Here is a 19,238-nt window from a genome sequence, read left to right on the forward strand (position 1 = left end):
AACTTTTCGAAGTTTCTCGTCTGTCGTGTCGATCCGCGTCTGCGTTGTTCGACGTGTAGACATCAGGGACCGAAAAGGCGGTCCGCAGGATTCACGGAACGAGGGAGATTCTCATGAAGTACATGCTGATCATGCGCGCCACCGACGCCGCCATCGAAGCGTCGAAGGACGTGGATTTCGATGAGATCATCAACGCGATGGGCAGGTACAACGAGTCGCTCATCAAGGCCGGCGTCCTGCTCGGCGGTGAGGGACTGGCCGAGGCGGAGGAAGGATTCGTCGTCGATTTCGACTCCGAGACCCCGCTCGTCACCGACGGTCCCTACGGCGAGACGAAGGAGTTGTTCAACGGATTCTGGCTCATCCAGACCTCCACCAAGGAGGAAGCCTCCGAGTGGGCGAAGCGGTGCCCTCTCGGTCCGGGCAACAAACTCGAGGTCCGTCGTGTGCACGAGAACGAGGACTTCGACCAGGACAACGAGTACGTCCAGAAGGAACAGCTCTGGCGCGAGGAACTCGGCACCGACCGCCCGGTCGCCGGCTGAGTGATGACCGACTGCGTGATGACGGACGAGGCGATCCTTCGCGCGCGACGCGCGGTGGACGCGGTGTGGCGGATCGAATCGGCCAAGATCATCGCGACTCTCACCCGCAAGGTCGGGGATCTCGATCTCGCCGAAGACCTTGCGGGGCAGGCCCTGCTCGAAGCGATCGAGCAGTGGCCTGCCGCCGGGATTCCCCGCAATCCGGCGGCATGGTTGACCTCCGTCGCCACGCGCCGCGCGATCGATACATGGCGCCGACAGGAACGCCTCGACGAGCGCCACGCGCGTATGGCGCGGGAACTCGAGAACGATGCGTCGCAGTTCGACGATCCCTCGTGGGATCCCGATCGGATCGACGACGACGTCCTGCGCTTGATGTTCATGACATGTCATCCGGTGTTGGGACGGAAAGCACAAGTGGCGTTGACACTTCGCTTGGTGGGCGGCATGACTACGGAACAGATCGGTAGGGCGTTCCTGACGCCGACACCCACCGTGCAGCAGCGGATCGTCCGAGCGAAGAAGACGCTCACCGCGGCGAAGGCGGTATTCGAGGTGCCGGGGCGTGAGGAATTCGCGCCCAGGCTCTCGGCGGTGCTCGGCGTGCTGTATCTGGTGTTCAACGAAGGTTATGCGGCCAGCTCGGGCGACGAGTGGCTGCGCCCGGACATCAGCGCGGAGGCGTTGCGGATCGCAAGGATCCTCGCCGAGCTTGTCCCGAACGAGCCGGAGGCGCACGGGCTGGTGGCGCTCATGGAACTCACTGCGTCGCGGTTCCCTGCGCGAACCACGCCGTCGGGGGTGCCGATCCTGCTGGCGGATCAGGACCGCACTCGATGGGACCGTGGGCAGATCACCCGCGGGCTCGCAGCGTTGACACGCGCCGATGCGATCGGTCGTGGCCGCGGACCCTACGGTCTTCAGGCCGCGATCGCGGAATGTCATGCGCGTGCAGCAGAATTTTCGGACACCGACTGGAAACGGATCGTGCTGCTGTACGAGGCACTGCAGCGTCTGGCGCCGTCGCCGGTGGTGGATCTGAACCATGCGGCGGCGGTCTCGATGGCGTACGGGCCGGCACCCGCGCTCGAGTATGTCGACAAGATTGTCGCGTCGGGAAAACTCGCTGGGTATCATCTGCTTCCGAGCGTGCGGGGGGATCTTCTCGCACAGCTGGGGAGGATCGACGAGGCACGGACCGAACTGCTCGCTGCGGCCGAGGCGACAGGGAACGAGCGCGAACGCGCCGTCCTCCTGGCGAAGGTGGATGAACTGGACCTGGGATCGCTCGGGCCGGAGTAGCCAGGTGTCGGAGTAGCTAGGTCAGGGTGACGATGTGTTCGTGCCCCGCGACTGCGGCCTGGAGTTTCTTGCGGGAGAGTGTGCGCGGCCCACATCCGCAACCGGCGGGAAGCTCATCGTCCTCGAACTGGGTTGCTTCGACGGTGTCGATGAACTTGTCGTCGAGTGAGTCGTTGCCGCGATTGTTGGCCTCGCGGTCGCGGGAGCCATGGCCGCCCGGTCCGACTCCGCACACGACCACTGGTCCTTCCTCCGTCTTGTAGACGGCTGCGACCGTGTGGCTCTTGGGGCATCGAACTCTCAGGACAGCGTGATCGCTGCGTTGTCGCCCGAGTTCCTTGATGGCCTGGAGAGCCTTTCGGCGTCGTTCGGTGGGAGGCGTTTCAGCGATGTTCATCGCTCTATTCCACCGCAGATACGCCCATTTGACCACCGTTCCGCAGAACCGATCTTGATCGATATCCGGACGTAACCGATGATTCTCCGAAAGTGCTGCAGCGGTGATGCTTTCGATCAGGATTACTTCCTGAGTCCGTCGAGGAGCAGGGTGAGTCCGGCGCCGACCAACCAGGAGTCTTTTGCGAGTGCGGTGCCGTCCTGAGTGGGCTTCGGGGAGCCGTCCTCGTGCATTCCCGGCGTTCGCCAGTACATCGTCATCATCCCGCCCCCGAACGCCGTCAGTGCGGCGCCGGCAACGAACGGAGGCACGATCGGGGCGAGCAGCGCGGCACCGATCCCGATTTCGGACGTACTCAGAAACCTGCCGAACGTCTGGGAGTTCATCTGCTTCAGGAACGGAAATGCGTTTGCTGCCATGTTCTGCAGGGCGGCAGCGTTCTCGGCCGGGAGGTTTCGTTTACCCAGACCCGAGTTGAGGATGAACGCTCCCGTCGCGGCGCGAAGCGGAATGTGGTGCAGTCGCACGATGTACCTACTTTCGAGCTGATGAAAGTTTCCTCCCCAGCCTGTGGGGGGAGGAAACTTCCTTGACGATCAGTCGATGACGGCGTGCTGGGTTCGGGCGAGATGCCAGTGGTCCGGGCCCGGCAGGTGGAAGAGGATTCTCCCCACGCTTTGTTGGCTACCATCGCTGTTCTCACACGTTGCACCCACGGTGTGAGTGCCTTCGCTGACGTTTGTGAACTCGACGGCGCCGTACGTGACCGTATTCATGTCGAGACTTCTCGTCGCGCCCACCATCGAGGCCACGCACGTGTAGGGCGAGTCCCTGTCGGGGGGTTCGTGATAATTGAACCGGACCTGCACCGAGTCCTCTTTGGTGAATACCGACCAGCTCACTGTCGTTTCGATATCTGCTGACGCCGCCGGCGCCATGCTCGTCAGTACTACCAGCGGCGCTGCGAGAGCAATCGCTGCGCGCCGGACTCTTTGCCCATCCATTCGTATTACCTCCGAACATGGCTCAGGTTCCGACCCGATTTCCATGATGGGCGGTGTCGCGGGAGGCAGGTGTTGCAAACCGGCCGGTTTGCAAGGGAGCTGTAACACGTGGCCGACGCGGTGTCCTGGCCGTGATGCCGGGTGTCACGAAAGCACAACGCCGGCTAGACGGATTCCCGAGTAAACCCGTCGGGGTCGGTGAAGGAGCCGGCCTCGCTGCGGATGGCGATCCGATGCGATCCTGTGCCTTCGGGAGAGACTCCCGCAGTCTTGGCGAGTGCGCTGCGCCCGAGCCGGTGTCCTTCTTCGAGGACGCCGCCAGCGTGCAGATCGTCCCGTCCGCGGCTCGCACAACGCCACCGTAGCCCGAGAGTCTTTTCTCGACCGGCTTCACTTCCGTCGCTCCGGCGTCGAGGGCGCTGGCGACCAGGTGGTCGACGGCGCTCGGCTGCGCCACCACGAGCGACAGGGTGAACCCGCGGAAACCGGACGTCGGTGCCTCGGACCCGCGGACGCGGATGCGACCGCCCAAGCCGAACGCTCCGGTATAGAAGGCGTCCGCCGCGGACGGGTCGGGCACCTCGAGGGCAACCGACTCGATGGAGACCATGGGTACCACCGTAGCCCCGGGGTGGCTGCCCGACGGGCCGTCAGGGAAGCGTGAGCGGGCCGATGGCGACGTGGTCGCACGCGGCGAGAGTCAGGTGCATGAGGAGGAGCCCGCCCCCGATCTTCGCGGCCGTGATCAGCCAGCCGCGCGGATTGTCGTCGACGGTCGGCGGCGCTTTCGTCTGGATCATTGCCTCCGTCCGGACCACTGCCGCCGGCGGCCCGGAACTGGTTGCGAGGTGCGTATGCGCGGTCCACCGTTCGCCGTCCCACCAGCGGATGAGGCGGACGGTCTCGGGGTCGGAATACCAGCCGGGTGGCGGGGTGGTCATGAGCTCCTGGATCCTTTCGTCCGGTAATTATCCGGACTGGATCCGGCGGCGTTACACCGAAGAATTGAGGTGTGCGTCACTCTCGGGAGCGAGCCGTTCGGCTCTTGACAACGTACAACCATTTGGTTGTATATTGGGGTCGTGAACGGAGATGACGAGGACCGGGCCGACGCCCTGTTCCATGCTCTCGCCGACCGAACTCGGCGCGACATCATGCGCCGGGTACTGGCGGGGGAGAGCTCGGTTTCCGCACTCGCGACGAAGTACGAGATGAGCTTCGCCGCGGTTCAGAAGCACGTTGCCGTGCTGGAGAAGGCAGGACTGCTGACCAAGCGACGCAGTGGTCGCGAGCAGTTGGCGAGCGGCGACGTGGAGGCGGTGCGGTCGGTGGCGTCCATGCTCACCGAGCTCGAACAAGTGTGGCGTGGTCGCATCGCGCGCATCGACGAACTCATCGCATCCGACTCGACCAAGGAGGGCTGAACCATGCCTGTCACCGACGTCAAGCAAGATCTCGACAACCTGACCCTGACCATCACCGCCGATTTCGCTGCGCCCGTGGAGCGGGTATGGCAGGTCTATGCCGACCCGCGTCAGCTGGAGAAGATCTGGGGCCCGCCCGGATACCCCGCGACCGTGGTGGACCACAACCTCACGCCGGGTGGCCGGACGACTTACTACATGACCGGTCCTGAGGGCGAGAAATACGCCGGATACTGGGAGGTCGCGACAGTCGACCGGCCGCGGAGTTTCTCGTTCGCCGACGGATTCGCCGATGAGGATTTCAATCCGACCCCGGAACTCCCGGTGTCCGAGAACGTCTACACCTTCGCCGAGCACAACGGTGGCACTCGGGCGACCTACGTGAGTACATTCGAATCCGCCGATGCGTTGCAGAAGGTACTGGACATGGGTGTGGTGGAGGGGGCCACCTCGGCAATCGGCCAGATCGACGACCTGCTCGCTTCCTCATAGCTGCACGCGGGTGGCGGCGGCCGGGTCATCAGCCGGGTGGCACGGCCGCCTTCACCGACTCGATCAGCTCGTAGGCGATGCGGGTGGCATCATCGGACGATCCGTTCTCGATCGCGCGGACCAGATCTCGGTGAGCATCGCCGATGCCCGGCCCCTCGGGGAGGGTGGAGGCGTGCATGAGAGGGGAGTTCAGCACTTCGGCCACTGCGGCATGCAGGCGAGTGAGTAGTGGATTTCCGCTGGCGTGGACGACCGCGCGGTGAAAGTCGGTGTCGGCCTTGGTGTATGCGTCGAGATCGCCGGCATCGTGCGCACGTGTGCGTGCATCGAGTGCCGCAGACAGTGCCGCGCGTGCTTCGGGCGTGGAGTGTTGGGCGGCCAACCGTGCGCTGATGGCCTCGAGCCCCGCTCGCGTATCCAGAACGTGGTCGAGTGCCGTGGAATAGCCGTCGCGGACGAGCACTCCGGTGATCTCGTTGGTTGCGCGGACGTAGGTGCCGTCGCCGACCCGGGGTTCGAGCAGGCCCGTGATGGTCAGTCCCCGCAGCGCTTCGCGCACCGTGCCCCGGCTGACTCCCAATAGCTCGGCGAGTTCGAGTTCGCCAGGGATCTTCCGTCCGATAGCCCACTCGCCGGACGCGATCAGTTCGCGGAACTGTTCGGAGACCTGGGTGACGAGCGGGGTGTGTCGGACCGGCTCGCGCATCGGAAAGTGTCACCTCGGTCGTGTTGGGCGTTGTCTGCACCGTCGATTGTTCCATGCCTATGGCGGGTGCATGTGCGAGGTACTGTAAATGTCCTACATATGCACGACCGGCGAAGGGTGAGGTTGGATGAGTGCGAGCACGACGCAGACCATGGTTCGTGCCGGGGCGAAATGGACCCCGGCGGTCGTTGTGCTCGTGTTCCTGGTGGCGCTCAATCTCAGACCTCCGCTGACGTCGGTCGGCCCCCTGCTTCCGCAGATCGGCGCGGAGGAGGGCCTCAGCGGTGGAGTCCTCGGGCTGCTCGGAGCACTGCCGCTGTTGACCTTTGCGGTGATCTCTATCCTGGTCCACCGTTTCTCCCGGGCCCTCGGTCCGGAGCGGGCCGTGCTCTTCGCACTGCTCTTGCTGGTCGCAGGAATTCTGATCCGGTCGTACACCGACACCGTCGGACTGTGGATCGGGACGTTGGTCATCGGCGCAGCAATTGCCATCGGCAATGTGTTGGTACCGGCGATCGTGAAGCGTGATTACAGCTCCAAGGTGTCGCGTGCAACGAGCATCTACTCGGCCTGCATGGCCATCGGCGCCTCGGTCGCGTCCGCTATCGCAGTCCCACTCTCCGGTGCAGCCGGATGGCGCGGTTCACTGGCCTTCTGGGCGATTCCGGCGCTCATCGTCGCTCTGCTGTGGATCCCGCGCGCGCGTACGAGAGAACAGGTCGTCGAGCCGCCCGTCAGTGACGACTTCCCCGCAACCAGCGTGTGGAAGCAACCCACTGCATGGCTGGTGACGGCGTTCATGGGATTGCAGTCCTCGACCTTCTACTTCATGGTCACCTGGCTACCCACCATCGAGATCTCGACCGGCATCTCTGCGGAGCAGGCCGGTGTGCACCTGTTCCTGTACCAGATCGTGGGTATCGCGGCCGGACTGGCAATCCCCCGGCTCATGCGCCGGCCCGACAATCAGATCGCTGCGACCGTGACCGCCAGCGTCCCTATGCTCATCGGCGTACTCGGGATGATGTTCGTACCCGCCTTCAATGCCGTGTGGGCAGTGGTCGCGGGTATGGGAACCGGTGCCTCACTCGTCGTCGCGTTGTCGCTGATCGGTCTCCGTGGGCGAAGCCAGCACGAGACCACCCAGTTGTCCGGCATGGCACAGTCCGTCGGCTATCTTCTCGCCTCGGCCGGTCCGATCGGTGCGGGCTACCTCGCCGAAGGGACCGGAGGGTGGACGGTACCGCTACTTCTCATCGCGCTCCTCGCGACAGTCCAGCTCGTCGTCGCGGTCCCGGCCGGCCGGGGACGTGCGAAGCCGACCGCCGTGTGAGTGCAGCATTCACGCGGCTCAGGACATCGAGCGTATGCACGGCGTGATCGACGGCGACGGAGGCCGTCGCCAGATGGGTTGTGGCGTCAGGGGACGAACGCCTCGGTCGACACCGGGATGCTCGGGTGGTCGGTCCGCAGCGTGAGCTGAACCCGTCCCGGGCCCGTATTCACAAGCACATTCATCGGCCGGGTGCTCGTGTGGCTCGCCGGAATGAACTGACTCACCGAGCCGCTCCGGCCGGTGTCGAGGTTCCGCCAATCGACGATTGCGGTGACGTCGCAGGCCAGGATGGTCGGCGCCCACTCACCCAGAGGTGAGAAGCCCTGCGAGATGCGCAGGTCGATGGCATGGGTGGCACCGGGGAATGTGGAGTAGTGGTAGAGCGGGCCGTCGAACGCGGTCCCGGAAGCAACCATCATGCCTGCGCAGATGCCGTTGCCCAACGTCAACACCGGAGCCATCCCGACGTCGGTCATGGCGCAGGAGCGAGGGCCCACATTCGACCATCCGAGCTGGCATGGATCGGCAGCACTCGCCACGCCCGGTGCCGCAACGAACATCGCAGTGCCCAGGAACCCGGCAGCAGCAGCTGAAGTAATGCGATGTGGAATTTTCATGTCCAGAACATCGTGCGGAGAACGGAATTCATTACATCGGCAGCGGCCTGCTCGCGTCGCGAACGAATTCCTGTCGGTGGACGCACCTATGGTCGACCACCGAGAGACCGACGGCCCAACAGATCAGGAGGCAGCGATGGGGACATGGGGTTACGGACCGTTCGAGAACGATGGAGCAGGCGACCTGCTCGCGTCGCTTCGGGCGGGCGACTTCGACATCGACCAGTACAGCACTCACGTCGACGACGGATACCTGGAAGTGGACGACGCCCAAGCCGCCGTTGCAATGGGCGAGGTCCTCGCCGTGGCACACGGGCTCCGGCCGGCATGCTCGCAGCTCGACGGTATCGACGCCGCTGCGTTTGCTCGATCGTTGACGCCGGATCACCGCGCGTGGATTCTCGAGACACTCGCGCGCACGATCGCCGACAGCGACACGTCGGAGCTTCACGAACTGTGGGCAGAGAACGGTCCGGAGGACCTCGAGACGTGGCGGGCGCCGATCGTGAACAGGGTGGAGCGCCTCAGGGCGTTAGTTCAAGCCGAGTAGACCACCTCGTGGGGCGGTGGTTGTCGGTGGCACATGGCACGGTTGGCCCATGCTCGAGATGACCGCCGCAGCGGCCCGCCGCACCGCTGTTGCTGCCCAGGGTCTTGCAGACCGACGTCCAGCCGGGCCGGTCACTCGGCGGCACGTTCTCCGGGCCGTCGACCGAACAGCTCTCCTGCAGATCGACTCCGTCTCCGTGGCTGTTCGCGCGCACTACATGCCGGTGTTCAGCCGGATCGGTGCCTACGACCGCAGCCTCCTGGACGCCGCGGCATGGCGCCACAGTGCGCGCGCACCGCGAGCGCTAGTCGAATATTGGGCGCACGAAGCAGCGCTGATCCCGGTCGAAGACTGGCCGCTGATGCGGTGGCGGATGCAGCGTTACTCCGGGGGGCGATGGGCCGGTGAACGTCGCGTTCTCGAACGCAACCCCACCCTGGGCCGAGACCTCCTCGACGTGATCACCGCGGTCGGTGCCGCGTCGGCTGGCGAAATCGAGAAGCATCTCCAGGTCGAACCATCGGGCGGCCGCGGACCCTGGTGGGGACGCAGCGACGTCAAGGTGGTCTGCGAGCAACTCTTCGCAGCGGGCGAGTTGTCTGTGGACAGGCGAGTCGCGTTCAGCCGCTACTACGACCTCGCCGAACGGGTGCTGCCGGCCGACGTGCTCGCCGCACGAATCGACGAGGAGGACGCCGTCCGGGAGCTGCTTCGCAGGTCTGCGCGGGCGCTCGGTATTGCGACAGTCGCCGACCTGCGCGACTACTATCGGCTGTCTGCCGGCCAGACCCGCCCTGCCGTTGCAGATCTCGTCGACGAAGGCACCCTGGTCCCCGTCGCTGTCCGAGGTTGGAACGAGCCTGCCTACCTGTATGTGGGTATGCCCGTACCGCGTCGCGCCCGGGGTACCGCACTCCTGTGCCCGTTCGACCCGCTGGTCTTCCACCGGCCCCGTACCGAGCGAATCTTCGGCTTCCGGTACCGCCTCGAGATCTATACACCCGAGCACAAACGTGTGCACGGGTACTACGTCTACCCCTTCCTCCTGGACGGGGAACTTGTTGCGCGCGTGGACCTCAAAGCGGACAGAGCAAGAGATGCACTGTGCGTTCCGGGCGCTTTCGTCGAGGAGGGTGCGGACATCGGCGCTGTGGCAGAGGCACTTGCGGGCGAATTGCGGGTGATGGCCAACTGGCTCGGACTCTCCGATGTGGTGGTCGGCGCGCGTGGTGACCTGGCTGCGAAACTCGCGGCTCAGATGTGAGGTCCGTCGTCCGCTTGTCACTCGACCCGGCGCGCTCGCGAATTTCCCGTCACCGTGAGTGGAAGCGGTGACACCATCGTCGCTGGTGTTCTACCGATCTCGGTGAGAGTGCTCCATCGTTTCGCGGTGGAGATGAATCACCGTTACGCAGGGCGACGTTGAGACGTCACGTATTCGGCAATCACCGACAATGGGACGTCGCCCGCAGTCCCGCAGTAGTAGGAGCGGGACCATAAATGCCCGCCCCACAGGTACCGGGAAAGGTGCTCCGCGTGATCGCGCCGCAAGTGCCGCGATGACACGCCTTTGAGTGAATTCACCAGCTTCGACAGCTGCACGGTGGCGGGGAAGTCGACGAGCAGATGCACGTGGTCATCCTCGCCGTTGAACTCCCGCAGTTCGCAGCCGAAGTCCGCGCAGACTCTCCGCATGATCTTCTCGCAGTCCACCAAGATCGGTCCGGTGAACGCGCCCCGGCGGAACTTTGTGACGAACACCAAATGTGCATGACAATCCCAGACAGCATGTCTACCACGTCTGACAAGGTCGACATCAGTCATGACACCAATTCTATCGTGCTGGTGTGTTGAAGCGATACCGCTACCGCGCCTACCCCACAGGGGAGCAGCAGCACGCGCTGTCTCAACTGTTCGGGTGCTGCCGGGTCGTGTTCAACGATGCACTCGCCGCGAGGGAATCTGCCCGCAGGGCGGGCCGGCCGATCCCGAGCAAGAGTGAGTTGTCGGCGGCGCTGACCGCCGCGAAAACAACTCCCGAACGAGCGTGGCTCGCGGAGGTGTCGTCGGTGCCGTTGCAGCAGTCGCTGGCGGACCTGCACCGCGCGTACGCGAACTTCTTCGATTCTCGTACCGGCAAACGTAAAGGCCGCAAGGTCGGTGCGCCGCGGTTCAAGAAGCGGACACATCGCCAGTCTGCTCGTTTCACCCGTAACGCGGGTGTCGGTGTCCTCGAGCCGGGCGGTGGTAGCGGGTTTGTGCGGTTGCCGAAGATCGGGCGTGTGCGGTACGAGTCGTCGCGGCCGTTGCCGGCGGGCCCGTCGAGTGTGACGGTGATCCGGGAGGCCGACGGTCGGCACTATGTGTCGTTCGTGGTCGACGAGCCGGCGCGGGTGGTGGTTCCGGCTCCGCCGGCTCGGGCTGCCGGTGTGGATGTGGGGTTGACGGATCTGGCGGCGATCGTCTATGACGACGGTACTCGCGAGAAGGTCGACAATCCTCGCTGGTTGCGGTCGAAGGAGCGAGGATTGGCCCATGCGCAGCGGGCATACTCACGCACCATGAAGGGGTCGAGGAATCGGGACAAGGCGCGTCGGAGGGTGGCGGTGGCGCACCGGAAGGTGCGTGAGACGCGGTGGGATCATCACCACAAGCTGGCATTGAGGTTGGTCCGTGAGAACCAAGCGGTCGCGCTCGAGGGGTTGTCGGTGGCGGGTTTGGCGCGTACGAGGGTGGCGAAGTCGGTGCACGATGCCGGCTGGTCGACGCTCAGGCGGTTGATCGTGGAGAAAGCCGCCGGGTTCGGCGTGGTGGTGCACACGATCGGCCGGTGGGAACCGACGTCGCAGGTGTGTGCGGGGTGTGGGGTGCGGGACGGGGCGAAGCCGTTGGATGTGCGGGTGTGGGTGTGTGCTTCGTGTGGGTTGGTGTTGGATCGGGATTACAACGCTGCTGTGAATGTGTTGCTCGCCGCTGGGCTGGTGGAGAGGGTAAACGCTTGTGGAGGGAGCGTAAGCGTGTGCTTGCATGCGCGGACTCGGTGAAGCAGGAACCCGCTGAACAGACCGCACTATCTGGTGGGGGGGCTTCCCCCCAAGAAGTGGACACCAATTCCTATGCGGCGGAAGCCAGCATAGCGGATCGCTGCTCGAAATCGATCGGACAGATCTGACCGAGAGTCGAATGTCTCCTTCGCGTGTTGTAACGCGTGATCCAACGAAAGACAGCAGCACGCTCCTCACCCGCACCGTTCCAATGTTTCCGACCTTGCAGCGTCTCCCGTTTCAACGTCGCGTTCCACGATTCGGCGGCAGCGTTGTCCGCTGACGTTCCGACCGCACCCCGCGATCGGGTCACCCCTAGTTCACGGCACAGATCGGCGAAGTCCTTCGAAACGTACTGGCTCCGTTGTCGGAGTGAAAGATCGCACCGTCAAGCCCGGTGGCACCACGGGCGGCGGCCGCAGCCCGCAGCGCGTCGGTGACCAACTCGGTGCGCATGTGGTCCGCGATCGACCAGCCTGCCATCCGCTTCGAATGCAGGTCCAATACCGTTGCCAGATAGAGGAACTGTCCGTCGCCCACCGGAAGGTACGTAATGTCACCAACGTACTTGGTGTTCGGTGCGCTCGCGGTGAAGTCCCGCCGGATCAGATCCGGCACGGGGGTCGCGGAGGGGTCGGGGATCGTGGTGCGCACCGTCTTGCGCAGATGCACCCCGACGATCCCGTGCGCACGCATCACTCGCTCGACCCGTTTGTGGTTCACCTAGAAGCCGGCGTCTCGCAACTCGGCGGTCACCCGTGGGGACCCGTAGGTGTCGTCGGAGTCGGCGTGGATGACTCGGATCTGCTCGGCCAACTCCTGATCGGCGCGGGCGCGTTCGGCCCGCGCAGCCGCCGAGGTCCGCCACCGGTAGAAACCGGAGCGGGAGACCTCGAGGATCTGGCACAGCCACTTCACCGGGAAGGTGTTGCGGTGGTCGTCGACGAACTGGAAGCGGCTCACCAGTTGGTCTCGCCCGCGAAATATTTCGCGGCCTTACGCAGGATCTCCCGTTCGGTCTCGAGCTTCCGGATCTGGGTTCTGAGCTGCTTGTTCTCTTTCTCCAACACAGACTCGGACGATACCTCGCCCACCGATCCGGACGGCCGGGGGCGGTCGGCGACCGCGGACACACCGGTGCGTTTGCGTTCGGCGCGGACCCAGTTGCGCAGGGTCTCCCGGCTGACGCCCAGGTCGTTGCCGATGCCCTCGAAGGTGTGGCTCGGATCGGACAGGTACAGCGCGACGGCATCGGCCTTGAATTCCGCCGAGTACGCCTTCTTCGTCATCTGTGGCATCACTTTCTCTGGATCCTCACGATCCAGTGTTCACGATGTCCACACTCAAGGGGGAACCCCCGGGCTGCGTAGGGATCCTCCGTGTTCACGCGGGGGAGGAAGTCAAGTTCGGCGGACGGGTGTATCGACGAGCAGAGTAGGGCGCATGGATCTCGGATTGAGTGGCAAGCGGGCGATCGTGACGGGCGGTAGCCGGGGCATCGGGCGAGCGGTGGCGCGAGGTCTCGCACTGGAAGGTGTGGATGTCGTGCTTGCGGCTCGCAGCGCGGATACGCTTGCCGCGACTGCGAAGGAGTTGTCGCAGGAGACCGGACGTCGGGTGATCGGTGTTCCCACAGACACCGGCGACGAGGAGTCCGTGCGCGCTCTCGTGCAGACGGTGGTCGACGAACTCGGAGGCGTCGACATCCTTGTGAACTCTGCTGCAACGCCGTGGAGTTCGGGCAAGCCGCGTGATTTCGCGTCGACCACCGATGACCTCGTCCGCGAGGAGGTCGAGATCAAAGTCCTGGGATACCTGCGCACCGCGCGGGAGGTGGCCCCGCACTTCATCGAGCAGGGATGGGGGCGGATCATCAACATCAGCGGGCTTGGTGCACGACAATCGAATTCGATCGCACAGACCGTCCGCAACGTGAGCGTGGCCGCACTGACGAAGAACCTTGCCGACGAACTCGGACCGCACGGGATCAACGTAACGGTGGTCCATCCAGGTCTCACCCGGACCGAGCGTCTGACCGATCGGCTCGCTGCGCAGTCGGAGACCGAAGGAATCTCGGTGGCCGTACTCGAGGAGCGTCTTGTCACGAACTCGATCGGGCGGATCGTGGACGCGTCCGAGGTCGCCGACGTCGTGACGTTCCTCGCTTCCCCACGAGGTGTCGCGATCACCGGAGACGCCGTTGCCGCAGGTGGCGGTGTGCCGGGATTCGTCTACTACTGACACGCTGGGTGACCGCTACGGGACTACCGCTGCTGCCGGATGGAACCGAGTTCTGCGGCAGTGTCTTTGAGTTCACGGATGTAGTGCTCGCGTTCCTCCGGTGAAACGGCCGGGCAGAGTGGCCCTATCTGCAGCTCCCACAAGGCGCGTCCGGTGCTGTCGAAGACAGGTGCGGAGAGATAGCTGATGGGTAGGTCCTGAGCGCACGACAATGTGGCGCTGTCGTATAGGTGTCCGCCGACGGCGGTGATGGCCCCCTGCACGCGACCCCGTAGTGGTCTGCTCGCGGGGTCGTTCGGCAGGTGTGAAAGCACTTGCGTCAGTAGGTCGATCCGCTCGATATCTGCGGCGGCGGCTCCCCACACTCCGACACCGGACTCGATGATCTCCGCAAGCCCGTTCTCGAGTTGTGTTCGGCGGTCGACCGGAGCCGTGTCGAGCCAGCGCCGCTTCACTGTGGAATCGGCGAACGCGACAACCGTGGCACCACCGGGAGCCTGCATGGGCAGGGTCAAGCCCACCTCGATGCCTGCCGGGATGTGGCCGATGCCCTCGGTGATGGCGACGAAGGTCAGCTTCCCGTCTTCGACCAGGCTGAGGGCGACCCCGCAACCGACACGGCCGGCGAGGGCCTCGATGTGCGTGTCCAGCCCGTCCGGGACGGGCAGCGCGCGTCGTGCTTTCTCTGCGATGCCGGCCAAGGATGGGCCGAGGACGTAGCTCAGGTCCGGCAGACGACGGACCCAGCCGTGCTCGCGGAGTGCGGTCAAGATCGATCCGACGGTCGAGCGGCTCAGACCGAGCGCATCGGCGAGGTCGGCAGACGTCGCAGGCGCACTGCGCGCGAGCGTCTCGACGATCGAGACAGCCCTGTCGGTCGGAGGTGAGGGGCTGGTGCCCCGGGCCTTGTGCTCTGTCATCGAAACTCCTACTCTCGCACCAATACCAATATACGCATCGAGCGACACGAATATTCGTATTCAGTGCAGGATGACCTCGAGGAGTGCTGTGGCCACACCATCCGTTCTCGACAGCGTCGACATCGAGGGAGTGGACTTCGCATTCGAAGATCACCCCACCGTTCATGCGGTGCTTGCAGATCTCCGTGCGACCAAGCCCTACGCCGTGGTCCCGTTTGCGGGCGTTCGCGCAGTGTTGTTGCTGACCAACGACCTCGTGGCCGCGGCATTCAAGGACGAGGCGACCTTTCCCGCTTCTGCGATCTACCCGATGACCACCGGGCCGGTGCTGGGCAAGACTCTGCAGTGCATGGCAGGCGACGAGCACCGGAGGAACCGTGCGCTGATCTCGCCTCCCTTTCGTCGCAGGCAGGTGGCGGAGTACATCTCACCGTTGTTGACGCCACTCGCGCATGAACTGATCGACCGGTTCGCCGACCGCGGGAGCGTCGACCTCGTCGCCGAGTTCACGACCCGGTACCCGGTCCTGCTGATCAGCCGCTTGCTGGGGCTGCCGATCGAAGACGAATCGGCGGTGCACCGCTGGGCACACGACCTGTTCCACTTTCCTCTCGATCGGACTGCGGCGAGGCGGGCATCCGAGGAGTTCACCGGCTTTGTCAGGCCGATCATCGCCGAGCGCAGGCGCGGGCCCGGCGACGACCTGATCTCGACTCTGGTGACCGAAGACATCGAGGGTGAATCCCTCGACGACGAAGAGGTGTTGTCCTTCCTGCGCCTGCTGTTCCCCGCGGGCGCCGACACCACGATGTTGGCCCTCGGCAACACTCTCTCTGCGCTGCTCACGCACCCCGATCAGATGGAGATCCTGCGCTCGGATCTCGATGCCCACGCGATATGGGCGATCTGGGAAGGTCTGCGCTGGGAGCCACCCGTCGGATTGTTGCCGCGTGTGTGTCCCGAGGCGACGGTGTGGAACGGGATCGATATCCCGGCGGCGACTCCGATGATCTTCTCCATCAACGCAGCCCTGCGCGACCCCGCGGCATTCCCGGATCCGGATAGATTCGACATCACCCGCGGTAAGCAGGCCCAACTCGCTTTCGGGCAGGGCCCGCACAGTTGCGCCGGCAATTGGCTTGCGCTTGCGGAACTCGAGACAGCGCTGGTCGCGCTGCTGGAACGCCTGCCCGGGCTGCGGTTCCGTGACGGCGCCGCAAGCCGGGCGAGAGTCACCAGCCAGGTGGGTGTTGCACTCCGTGGGCCCAATGAGCTTGCCGTGGAGTGGGATCTGTAGCCGGGCGTCGATACACAACCTCTTACGCCCAGGAGGCGACCGCGAGCCGAGGGTACCGGTCAGAGAACACAGGACCTGTCAGCCGGCCAGATCGTCCGGCCCGATCGGATCCGCCTCCCATTCGGCAGCGCCGACGGCCGGACCGGCGTCGAGTCGCCGCAGTGTCCACGCCCCGATCACCAGCAAGAACACTGCACCCGCAACGATCGGCCAGCAGCTACTCCGCTTCCTCGTTGTCATCCCGAGATGATGGCACATCGTGAGCTCGCCCCTCGACCGGGAACGGTCGGAGCCGGCCTGATCACCATGGCTGTCGAAGATCGGAGATCATGTGCTCATGACGTCGACGCCCCTGCCCGGCCATCCGACACCAGAACCCTCGCGCCGGTACCTGCCGTGGATTGTCGCGGTGGCTGCTGTGGTGGTGATCGTGGATCAGCTCACCAAGTGGTGGGCGGAATCGACCTTGAGTGACGGCCGGGCGATACCGGTAATCGGTGAGTTCCTCCAGTGGAGACTCGTCTACAACCCGGGTGCCGCATTCGGGATCGGTGGGCAATTCACGTGGATTCTCACCGTGCTTGCCGCTGCCGCCGTCGTCGGACTCTGCATCTTTGCCACCCGCGTGTTCAACCCGTTCTGGGCGCTCGGAGTGGCAGTACTCCTCGGGGGAGCGATCAGTCATCTCGGCGACCGCGTATTCCGCACGCCCGGCTTCGCGCGAGGCCACGTGGTGGACTTCATCGACTACAACGGATTCTTCGTGGGTAACGTGGCAGACATCGCGCTCGTCGGAGGTGCGGGTCTGTTGATCGTGCTGACGCTGGTGGGCGTCGATGCACGGCCTCGGGCAGATGCGGCCGACCACACCGGCGACGAACCCCACGCGTGACCATCGGTCGCGATGGTAAGTGGTCTCCCTTGGGCCAGTGGGCCTACTGAAGGACATTGCCGATTCCGAGCCCGAGAGCGGCGGTCGCAGCACTGACGATGAGCATCCCGCCGCTGTGGACGAGCGCAGCACGCCAGCGTCCCACGTGCAGTAGCCGAATCGCCTCCACCGAGGCGGTACTGAACGTGGAATAGCCCCCGAGCAGGCCGACGCCCAGTACAGCGTAGATCTCGTCCCATGTGGGATGAACGAGTGCGTAACCTGTGAGCAGCCCGAGGAACAGACACGCTGACGCATTGACCACGACAGTGCCCAACGGCAGCGACCACTTGTTGTGGCGGTTGACTGCAGTGTCCACGAGAAACCGGGCTATACCGCCGAGTCCACCGGCAATGGCAGTCAGAGCGAGGATCATTCGCCTTCCTCCGCATGTCCTCGTCGTCGGCGCGAGAAGATCGCTGCGGCAACACCTACACCGGAGCTCGCGGCCACGATTCCCAGCGCGACACTGAGCACGGCATATGCGGCTGCGAGAGCGGAGTGTCCCGACTGGGCGAGTCGGTCGACTTCCACGACATAGGTGCTGTAGGTGGTGAACCCACCGATGAGCCCCGTGCCCACGCACAGTCGCACTGCCCTCCTCCAGTCGGTGTCGGCGCCTACGCGCGCGAGCGACTCCAACACCGCACCGAGAAGAAGACTGCCGATGATGTTGATAGCGAATGTCGCCCACGGCCATTCGCCGAGTTCTGCGGGGTAGGCGCGTTCGATCACGGCACGAAGGAGCGTTCCGAGGCCGGAGCCGAGCCCGACCATGGCCGCGAGAAAGACCGTCCCCCTTCGCCGGCCGGTGATATTCACCGGTCCCATGAGCTTGCGGTGGCCTTCCAGTCCACGACCGTCAGCGGAACGATCACCACCGGTCGATGCTGGTGGTGTGCAAGATGAACAGCGACCGAGTCTTCCGCGATCGCGCGGACGCGCTCGAGGCAATGCCCTGACAACGGGATCGGTCTTTCGACGGCGGGTTGTGGAGGAACGTGCGGCATTGTCGCCAACCTTCCTGCGGGCAGCGTGTGTCCTGCCCACTCGTGTGGGGCAGGAACCATCAGCCCGACAGGCGGTTAGGGTGCTCGTACACCCGGGCGGGATCCATCGCCGCTGCGAGTCTATCGTCCGACCGAAGGCCACCGACATACATGCCGGCTGACTGACGCGCTCGCGGCACGCCGGGGAATGAAGAAGGGCGCTCCCGCGAGTGGGAACGGCCCCCTGAGGTTCTCCCCGGAATGTGGACACCGAATTGGCGGGACACCGTTCCCGCTGGAAGGATGTCCGTATGCCCCCTCGTAAACGCCGGTCGTTCACTGCCGAGTACAAGGTCGAGGCTGCCCATCGGGTGATCGATTCCGGTCGCACCATCGCGGAGGTCGCCCGCGAACTGGGCTTGAACGAGAGCCTGCTGGGTGAATGGGTCAAAGTCGAGCGGCGCAGGATCGCCGCCGCCGACGCCCAGGGAGAAAAACCACTCGACGCTGCCGAACGTGCCGAGTTACTCCGATTACGAAGGCACGTAAGCGAACTCGAGAAGGACAACCAGTTCTTGGTAAAAGCTTCGGCGTACTTTGCCGCGATGCAGAGGAATCGACCCGGTTCGATCTGATGGTGAAGTACGCCTGCCCCGAGAGCATCGAGGAGACCGCAGGCACCGCCGCACCGGAAGGTGAGCGGTTTTCGATCAGGCGGATGGCGAGACTACTGAAAGTGTCCACGTCCGGCTACTACCAGCACGTCACACGCAGGGCTGCGGTGGTAGCGACGCCGCGGCAGCAACGGCGAGCCGACCTCGAAGTCAAGATCGTCGATATCCACAGGGAATCGAGGGGAACGTACGGCTCACCGCGGGTGACCGCCGAGCTGCGGGCACGCGGTGAGGTGGTCACGAAGAAGACGGTGGCCAAGATCATGGCGTCGGCGGGAATCGAAGGGATCAGTCCACGCACATTCAAGGTCAAGACGACGGTGGTCGATCCGCAGGCGTCGTTCCCGCCGGATCTGATCGAGCGGTGCTTCGACCAAGGCCGGCTCGATGCGGCGTGGTTCACCGACATCACTTACCTCACGTGCGGCGAGGGGGACATGTTCCTGTGCGCGATCCGTGATGGTCATTCCCGGAAAGTATTGGGATACAGCATCGCTGACCATATCGGTGCGGATATGGTGACAACCGCGATCGATCAGGCGGTGGCGACGCGTGGCGGGCTGTGCGACGGGACGATCCTGCATTCGGATCGAGGCGGTGAGTACACGGCGCACCTGACTGCGGTGGCGTGTGGCCGGTACGGGTTGCGTCGGTCGATGGGTGCGACCGGAATATGCCTGTTGACCGGCTAATCCACCAGATCGTTACCCACAGATCGACACGCCGACGCCGGAAATGCTTGACCACCATCGACGACAGCGTTACACCT

At 64.5% G+C, this 19,238-nt stretch carries 24 protein-coding genes, 2 pseudogenes and 1 riboswitch; of the genes and pseudogenes, 13 read left to right on the forward strand and 13 right to left on the reverse strand.

The features are described 5' to 3' along the window. Positions 1-113 precede the first annotated feature (113 nt). Both EV641_RS20460 and EV641_RS20465 read left to right on the forward strand, forming a co-directional pair. Positions 114-545 carry a YciI family protein gene (locus EV641_RS20460; protein WP_054712755.1) on the forward strand — a complete coding sequence of 144 codons (432 nt, stop codon included), beginning with the start codon at positions 114-116 and terminating at the stop codon, positions 543-545. Positions 546-563: 18 nt separating this feature from the next. After that, a complete protein-coding gene (locus tag EV641_RS20465; RefSeq protein ID WP_132474136.1) occupies positions 564-1,847 on the forward strand; it encodes an RNA polymerase sigma factor in 1,284 nt (427 codons plus the stop codon). Between the two features lie 16 nt (positions 1,848-1,863). Here EV641_RS20465 and EV641_RS20470 read toward each other — a convergent pair whose 3' ends face one another. From EV641_RS20470 to EV641_RS20490, 5 genes and pseudogenes are all read right to left on the reverse strand, one after another. Continuing rightward, positions 1,864-2,244 carry a hypothetical protein gene (locus tag EV641_RS20470; protein WP_054712784.1) on the reverse strand — a complete coding sequence of 127 codons (381 nt, stop codon included), beginning with the start codon at positions 2,242-2,244 and terminating at the stop codon, positions 1,864-1,866. Positions 2,245-2,366: 122 nt separating this feature from the next. Further along, a complete protein-coding gene (locus EV641_RS20475) occupies positions 2,367-2,771 on the reverse strand; it encodes a hypothetical protein (protein ID WP_132474138.1) in 405 nt (134 codons plus the stop codon). Positions 2,772-2,840: 69 nt separating this feature from the next. Continuing rightward, positions 2,841-3,182: a hypothetical protein gene (locus EV641_RS20480; protein ID WP_132474140.1), complete on the reverse strand. Its 342-nt coding sequence runs from the start codon at positions 3,180-3,182 to the stop codon at positions 2,841-2,843. Between the two features lie 230 nt (positions 3,183-3,412). Beyond that, positions 3,413-3,858 (reverse strand): annotated as a pseudogene (locus EV641_RS29900) (VOC family protein). A gap of 40 nt (positions 3,859-3,898) precedes the next feature. Further along, positions 3,899-4,189: a DUF2510 domain-containing protein gene (locus EV641_RS20490; RefSeq protein WP_054712765.1), complete on the reverse strand. Its 291-nt coding sequence runs from the start codon at positions 4,187-4,189 to the stop codon at positions 3,899-3,901. A gap of 141 nt (positions 4,190-4,330) precedes the next feature. Between EV641_RS20490 and EV641_RS20495 the strand changes: the two genes are divergently transcribed. Beyond that, positions 4,331-4,672 carry a metalloregulator ArsR/SmtB family transcription factor gene (locus EV641_RS20495; RefSeq protein WP_132474142.1) on the forward strand — a complete coding sequence of 114 codons (342 nt, stop codon included), beginning with the start codon at positions 4,331-4,333 and terminating at the stop codon, positions 4,670-4,672. 3 nt (positions 4,673-4,675) lie between these two features. After that, positions 4,676-5,164: an SRPBCC domain-containing protein gene (locus EV641_RS20500; protein WP_132474144.1), complete on the forward strand. Its 489-nt coding sequence runs from the start codon at positions 4,676-4,678 to the stop codon at positions 5,162-5,164. Between the two features lie 28 nt (positions 5,165-5,192). On the opposite strand, the gene EV641_RS20505 is transcribed toward EV641_RS20500, so the two are convergent. After that, complete coding sequence (locus EV641_RS20505) at positions 5,193-5,870, reverse strand: FadR/GntR family transcriptional regulator (protein WP_132474146.1); 678 nt, start codon at positions 5,868-5,870, stop codon at positions 5,193-5,195. Between the two features lie 127 nt (positions 5,871-5,997). On the opposite strand from EV641_RS20505, the gene EV641_RS20510 reads away from it, so the two are divergent. Next, the gene (locus EV641_RS20510; protein ID WP_199233332.1) at positions 5,998-7,203 is read left to right on the forward strand and encodes an MFS transporter; all 1,206 of its coding nucleotides are present in this window, start codon (positions 5,998-6,000) and stop codon (positions 7,201-7,203) included. A gap of 86 nt (positions 7,204-7,289) precedes the next feature. Here EV641_RS20510 and EV641_RS20515 read toward each other — a convergent pair whose 3' ends face one another. Then, positions 7,290-7,823, reverse strand: a complete 534-nt coding sequence (locus EV641_RS20515) for a hypothetical protein (protein ID WP_241997376.1) — start codon at positions 7,821-7,823, stop codon at positions 7,290-7,292. A 136-nt stretch (positions 7,824-7,959) separates the two neighbouring features. On the opposite strand from EV641_RS20515, the gene EV641_RS20520 reads away from it, so the two are divergent. Together EV641_RS20520 and EV641_RS20525 are read left to right on the forward strand one after the other, a co-directional pair. After that, positions 7,960-8,373, forward strand: a complete 414-nt coding sequence (locus tag EV641_RS20520) for a DUF4259 domain-containing protein (protein WP_054712787.1) — start codon at positions 7,960-7,962, stop codon at positions 8,371-8,373. Between the two features lie 49 nt (positions 8,374-8,422). Further along, positions 8,423-9,637: a crosslink repair DNA glycosylase YcaQ family protein gene (locus tag EV641_RS20525; protein ID WP_054712771.1), complete on the forward strand. Its 1,215-nt coding sequence runs from the start codon at positions 8,423-8,425 to the stop codon at positions 9,635-9,637. A 143-nt stretch (positions 9,638-9,780) separates the two neighbouring features. Here EV641_RS20525 and tnpA read toward each other — a convergent pair whose 3' ends face one another. Further along, complete coding sequence (tnpA, locus tag EV641_RS20530) at positions 9,781-10,197, reverse strand: IS200/IS605 family transposase (protein ID WP_132474148.1); 417 nt, start codon at positions 10,195-10,197, stop codon at positions 9,781-9,783. A gap of 23 nt (positions 10,198-10,220) precedes the next feature. On the opposite strand from tnpA, the gene EV641_RS20535 reads away from it, so the two are divergent. Next, on the forward strand, positions 10,221-11,417 hold the full coding sequence (locus tag EV641_RS20535; protein ID WP_054715906.1) for an RNA-guided endonuclease TnpB family protein: 1,197 nt from the start codon (positions 10,221-10,223) through the stop codon (positions 11,415-11,417). 70 nt (positions 11,418-11,487) lie between these two features. On the opposite strand, the pseudogene EV641_RS20540 reads toward EV641_RS20535, so the two are convergent. Next, positions 11,488-12,706: pseudogene (locus EV641_RS20540) on the reverse strand (IS3 family transposase). A 154-nt stretch (positions 12,707-12,860) separates the two neighbouring features. Between EV641_RS20540 and EV641_RS20545 the strand changes: the two are divergent. Next, positions 12,861-13,658: an SDR family NAD(P)-dependent oxidoreductase gene (locus EV641_RS20545; protein ID WP_054715901.1), complete on the forward strand. Its 798-nt coding sequence runs from the start codon at positions 12,861-12,863 to the stop codon at positions 13,656-13,658. A 23-nt stretch (positions 13,659-13,681) separates the two neighbouring features. Here EV641_RS20545 and EV641_RS20550 read toward each other — a convergent pair whose 3' ends face one another. Beyond that, complete coding sequence (locus EV641_RS20550) at positions 13,682-14,578, reverse strand: helix-turn-helix domain-containing protein (RefSeq protein WP_054715898.1); 897 nt, start codon at positions 14,576-14,578, stop codon at positions 13,682-13,684. A gap of 88 nt (positions 14,579-14,666) precedes the next feature. Between EV641_RS20550 and EV641_RS20555 the strand changes: the two genes are divergently transcribed. Further along, positions 14,667-15,875, forward strand: coding sequence for a cytochrome P450 (locus EV641_RS20555; RefSeq protein ID WP_132474152.1), 1,209 nt, complete (start codon positions 14,667-14,669; stop codon positions 15,873-15,875). Between the two features lie 78 nt (positions 15,876-15,953). On the opposite strand, the gene EV641_RS29310 is transcribed toward EV641_RS20555, so the two are convergent. Next, positions 15,954-16,115 carry a hypothetical protein gene (locus tag EV641_RS29310; RefSeq protein WP_158289199.1) on the reverse strand — a complete coding sequence of 54 codons (162 nt, stop codon included), beginning with the start codon at positions 16,113-16,115 and terminating at the stop codon, positions 15,954-15,956. A 97-nt stretch (positions 16,116-16,212) separates the two neighbouring features. Here EV641_RS29310 and lspA point away from each other — a divergent pair, with 97 nt between their 5' ends. Next, positions 16,213-16,767 (forward strand): signal peptidase II, encoded by a 555-nt coding sequence (gene lspA, locus EV641_RS20560; protein ID WP_054715910.1) that lies wholly within the window; start codon positions 16,213-16,215, stop codon positions 16,765-16,767. A gap of 43 nt (positions 16,768-16,810) precedes the next feature. Here the strand turns inward: lspA and EV641_RS20565 are convergent, their stop codons facing one another. Beyond that, a complete protein-coding gene (locus tag EV641_RS20565) occupies positions 16,811-17,182 on the reverse strand; it encodes a CrcB family protein (RefSeq protein WP_054715895.1) in 372 nt (123 codons plus the stop codon). Continuing rightward, a complete protein-coding gene (locus tag EV641_RS20570) occupies positions 17,179-17,637 on the reverse strand; it encodes a CrcB family protein (protein WP_132474154.1) in 459 nt (152 codons plus the stop codon). Before EV641_RS20570 ends, EV641_RS20565 begins: the two co-directional genes overlap by 4 nt. Before the next feature lie 222 nt (positions 17,638-17,859). Further along, a riboswitch (Fluoride riboswitch) is annotated at positions 17,860-17,936 on the reverse strand. A gap of 170 nt (positions 17,937-18,106) precedes the next feature. On the opposite strand from EV641_RS20570, the gene EV641_RS20580 reads away from it, so the two are divergent. Next, complete coding sequence (locus EV641_RS20580) at positions 18,107-18,430, forward strand: transposase (protein WP_054715908.1); 324 nt, start codon at positions 18,107-18,109, stop codon at positions 18,428-18,430. Continuing rightward, positions 18,430-19,161, forward strand: a complete 732-nt coding sequence (locus EV641_RS20585) for an IS3 family transposase (RefSeq protein WP_158289200.1) — start codon at positions 18,430-18,432, stop codon at positions 19,159-19,161. Before EV641_RS20580 ends, EV641_RS20585 begins: the two co-directional genes overlap by 1 nt. The last annotated feature ends 77 nt before the right edge of the window (positions 19,162-19,238 follow it).

This window comes from Rhodococcus sp. SMB37 (assembly GCF_004345605.1).
GTDB lineage: Bacteria > Actinomycetota > Actinomycetes > Mycobacteriales > Mycobacteriaceae > Rhodococcus.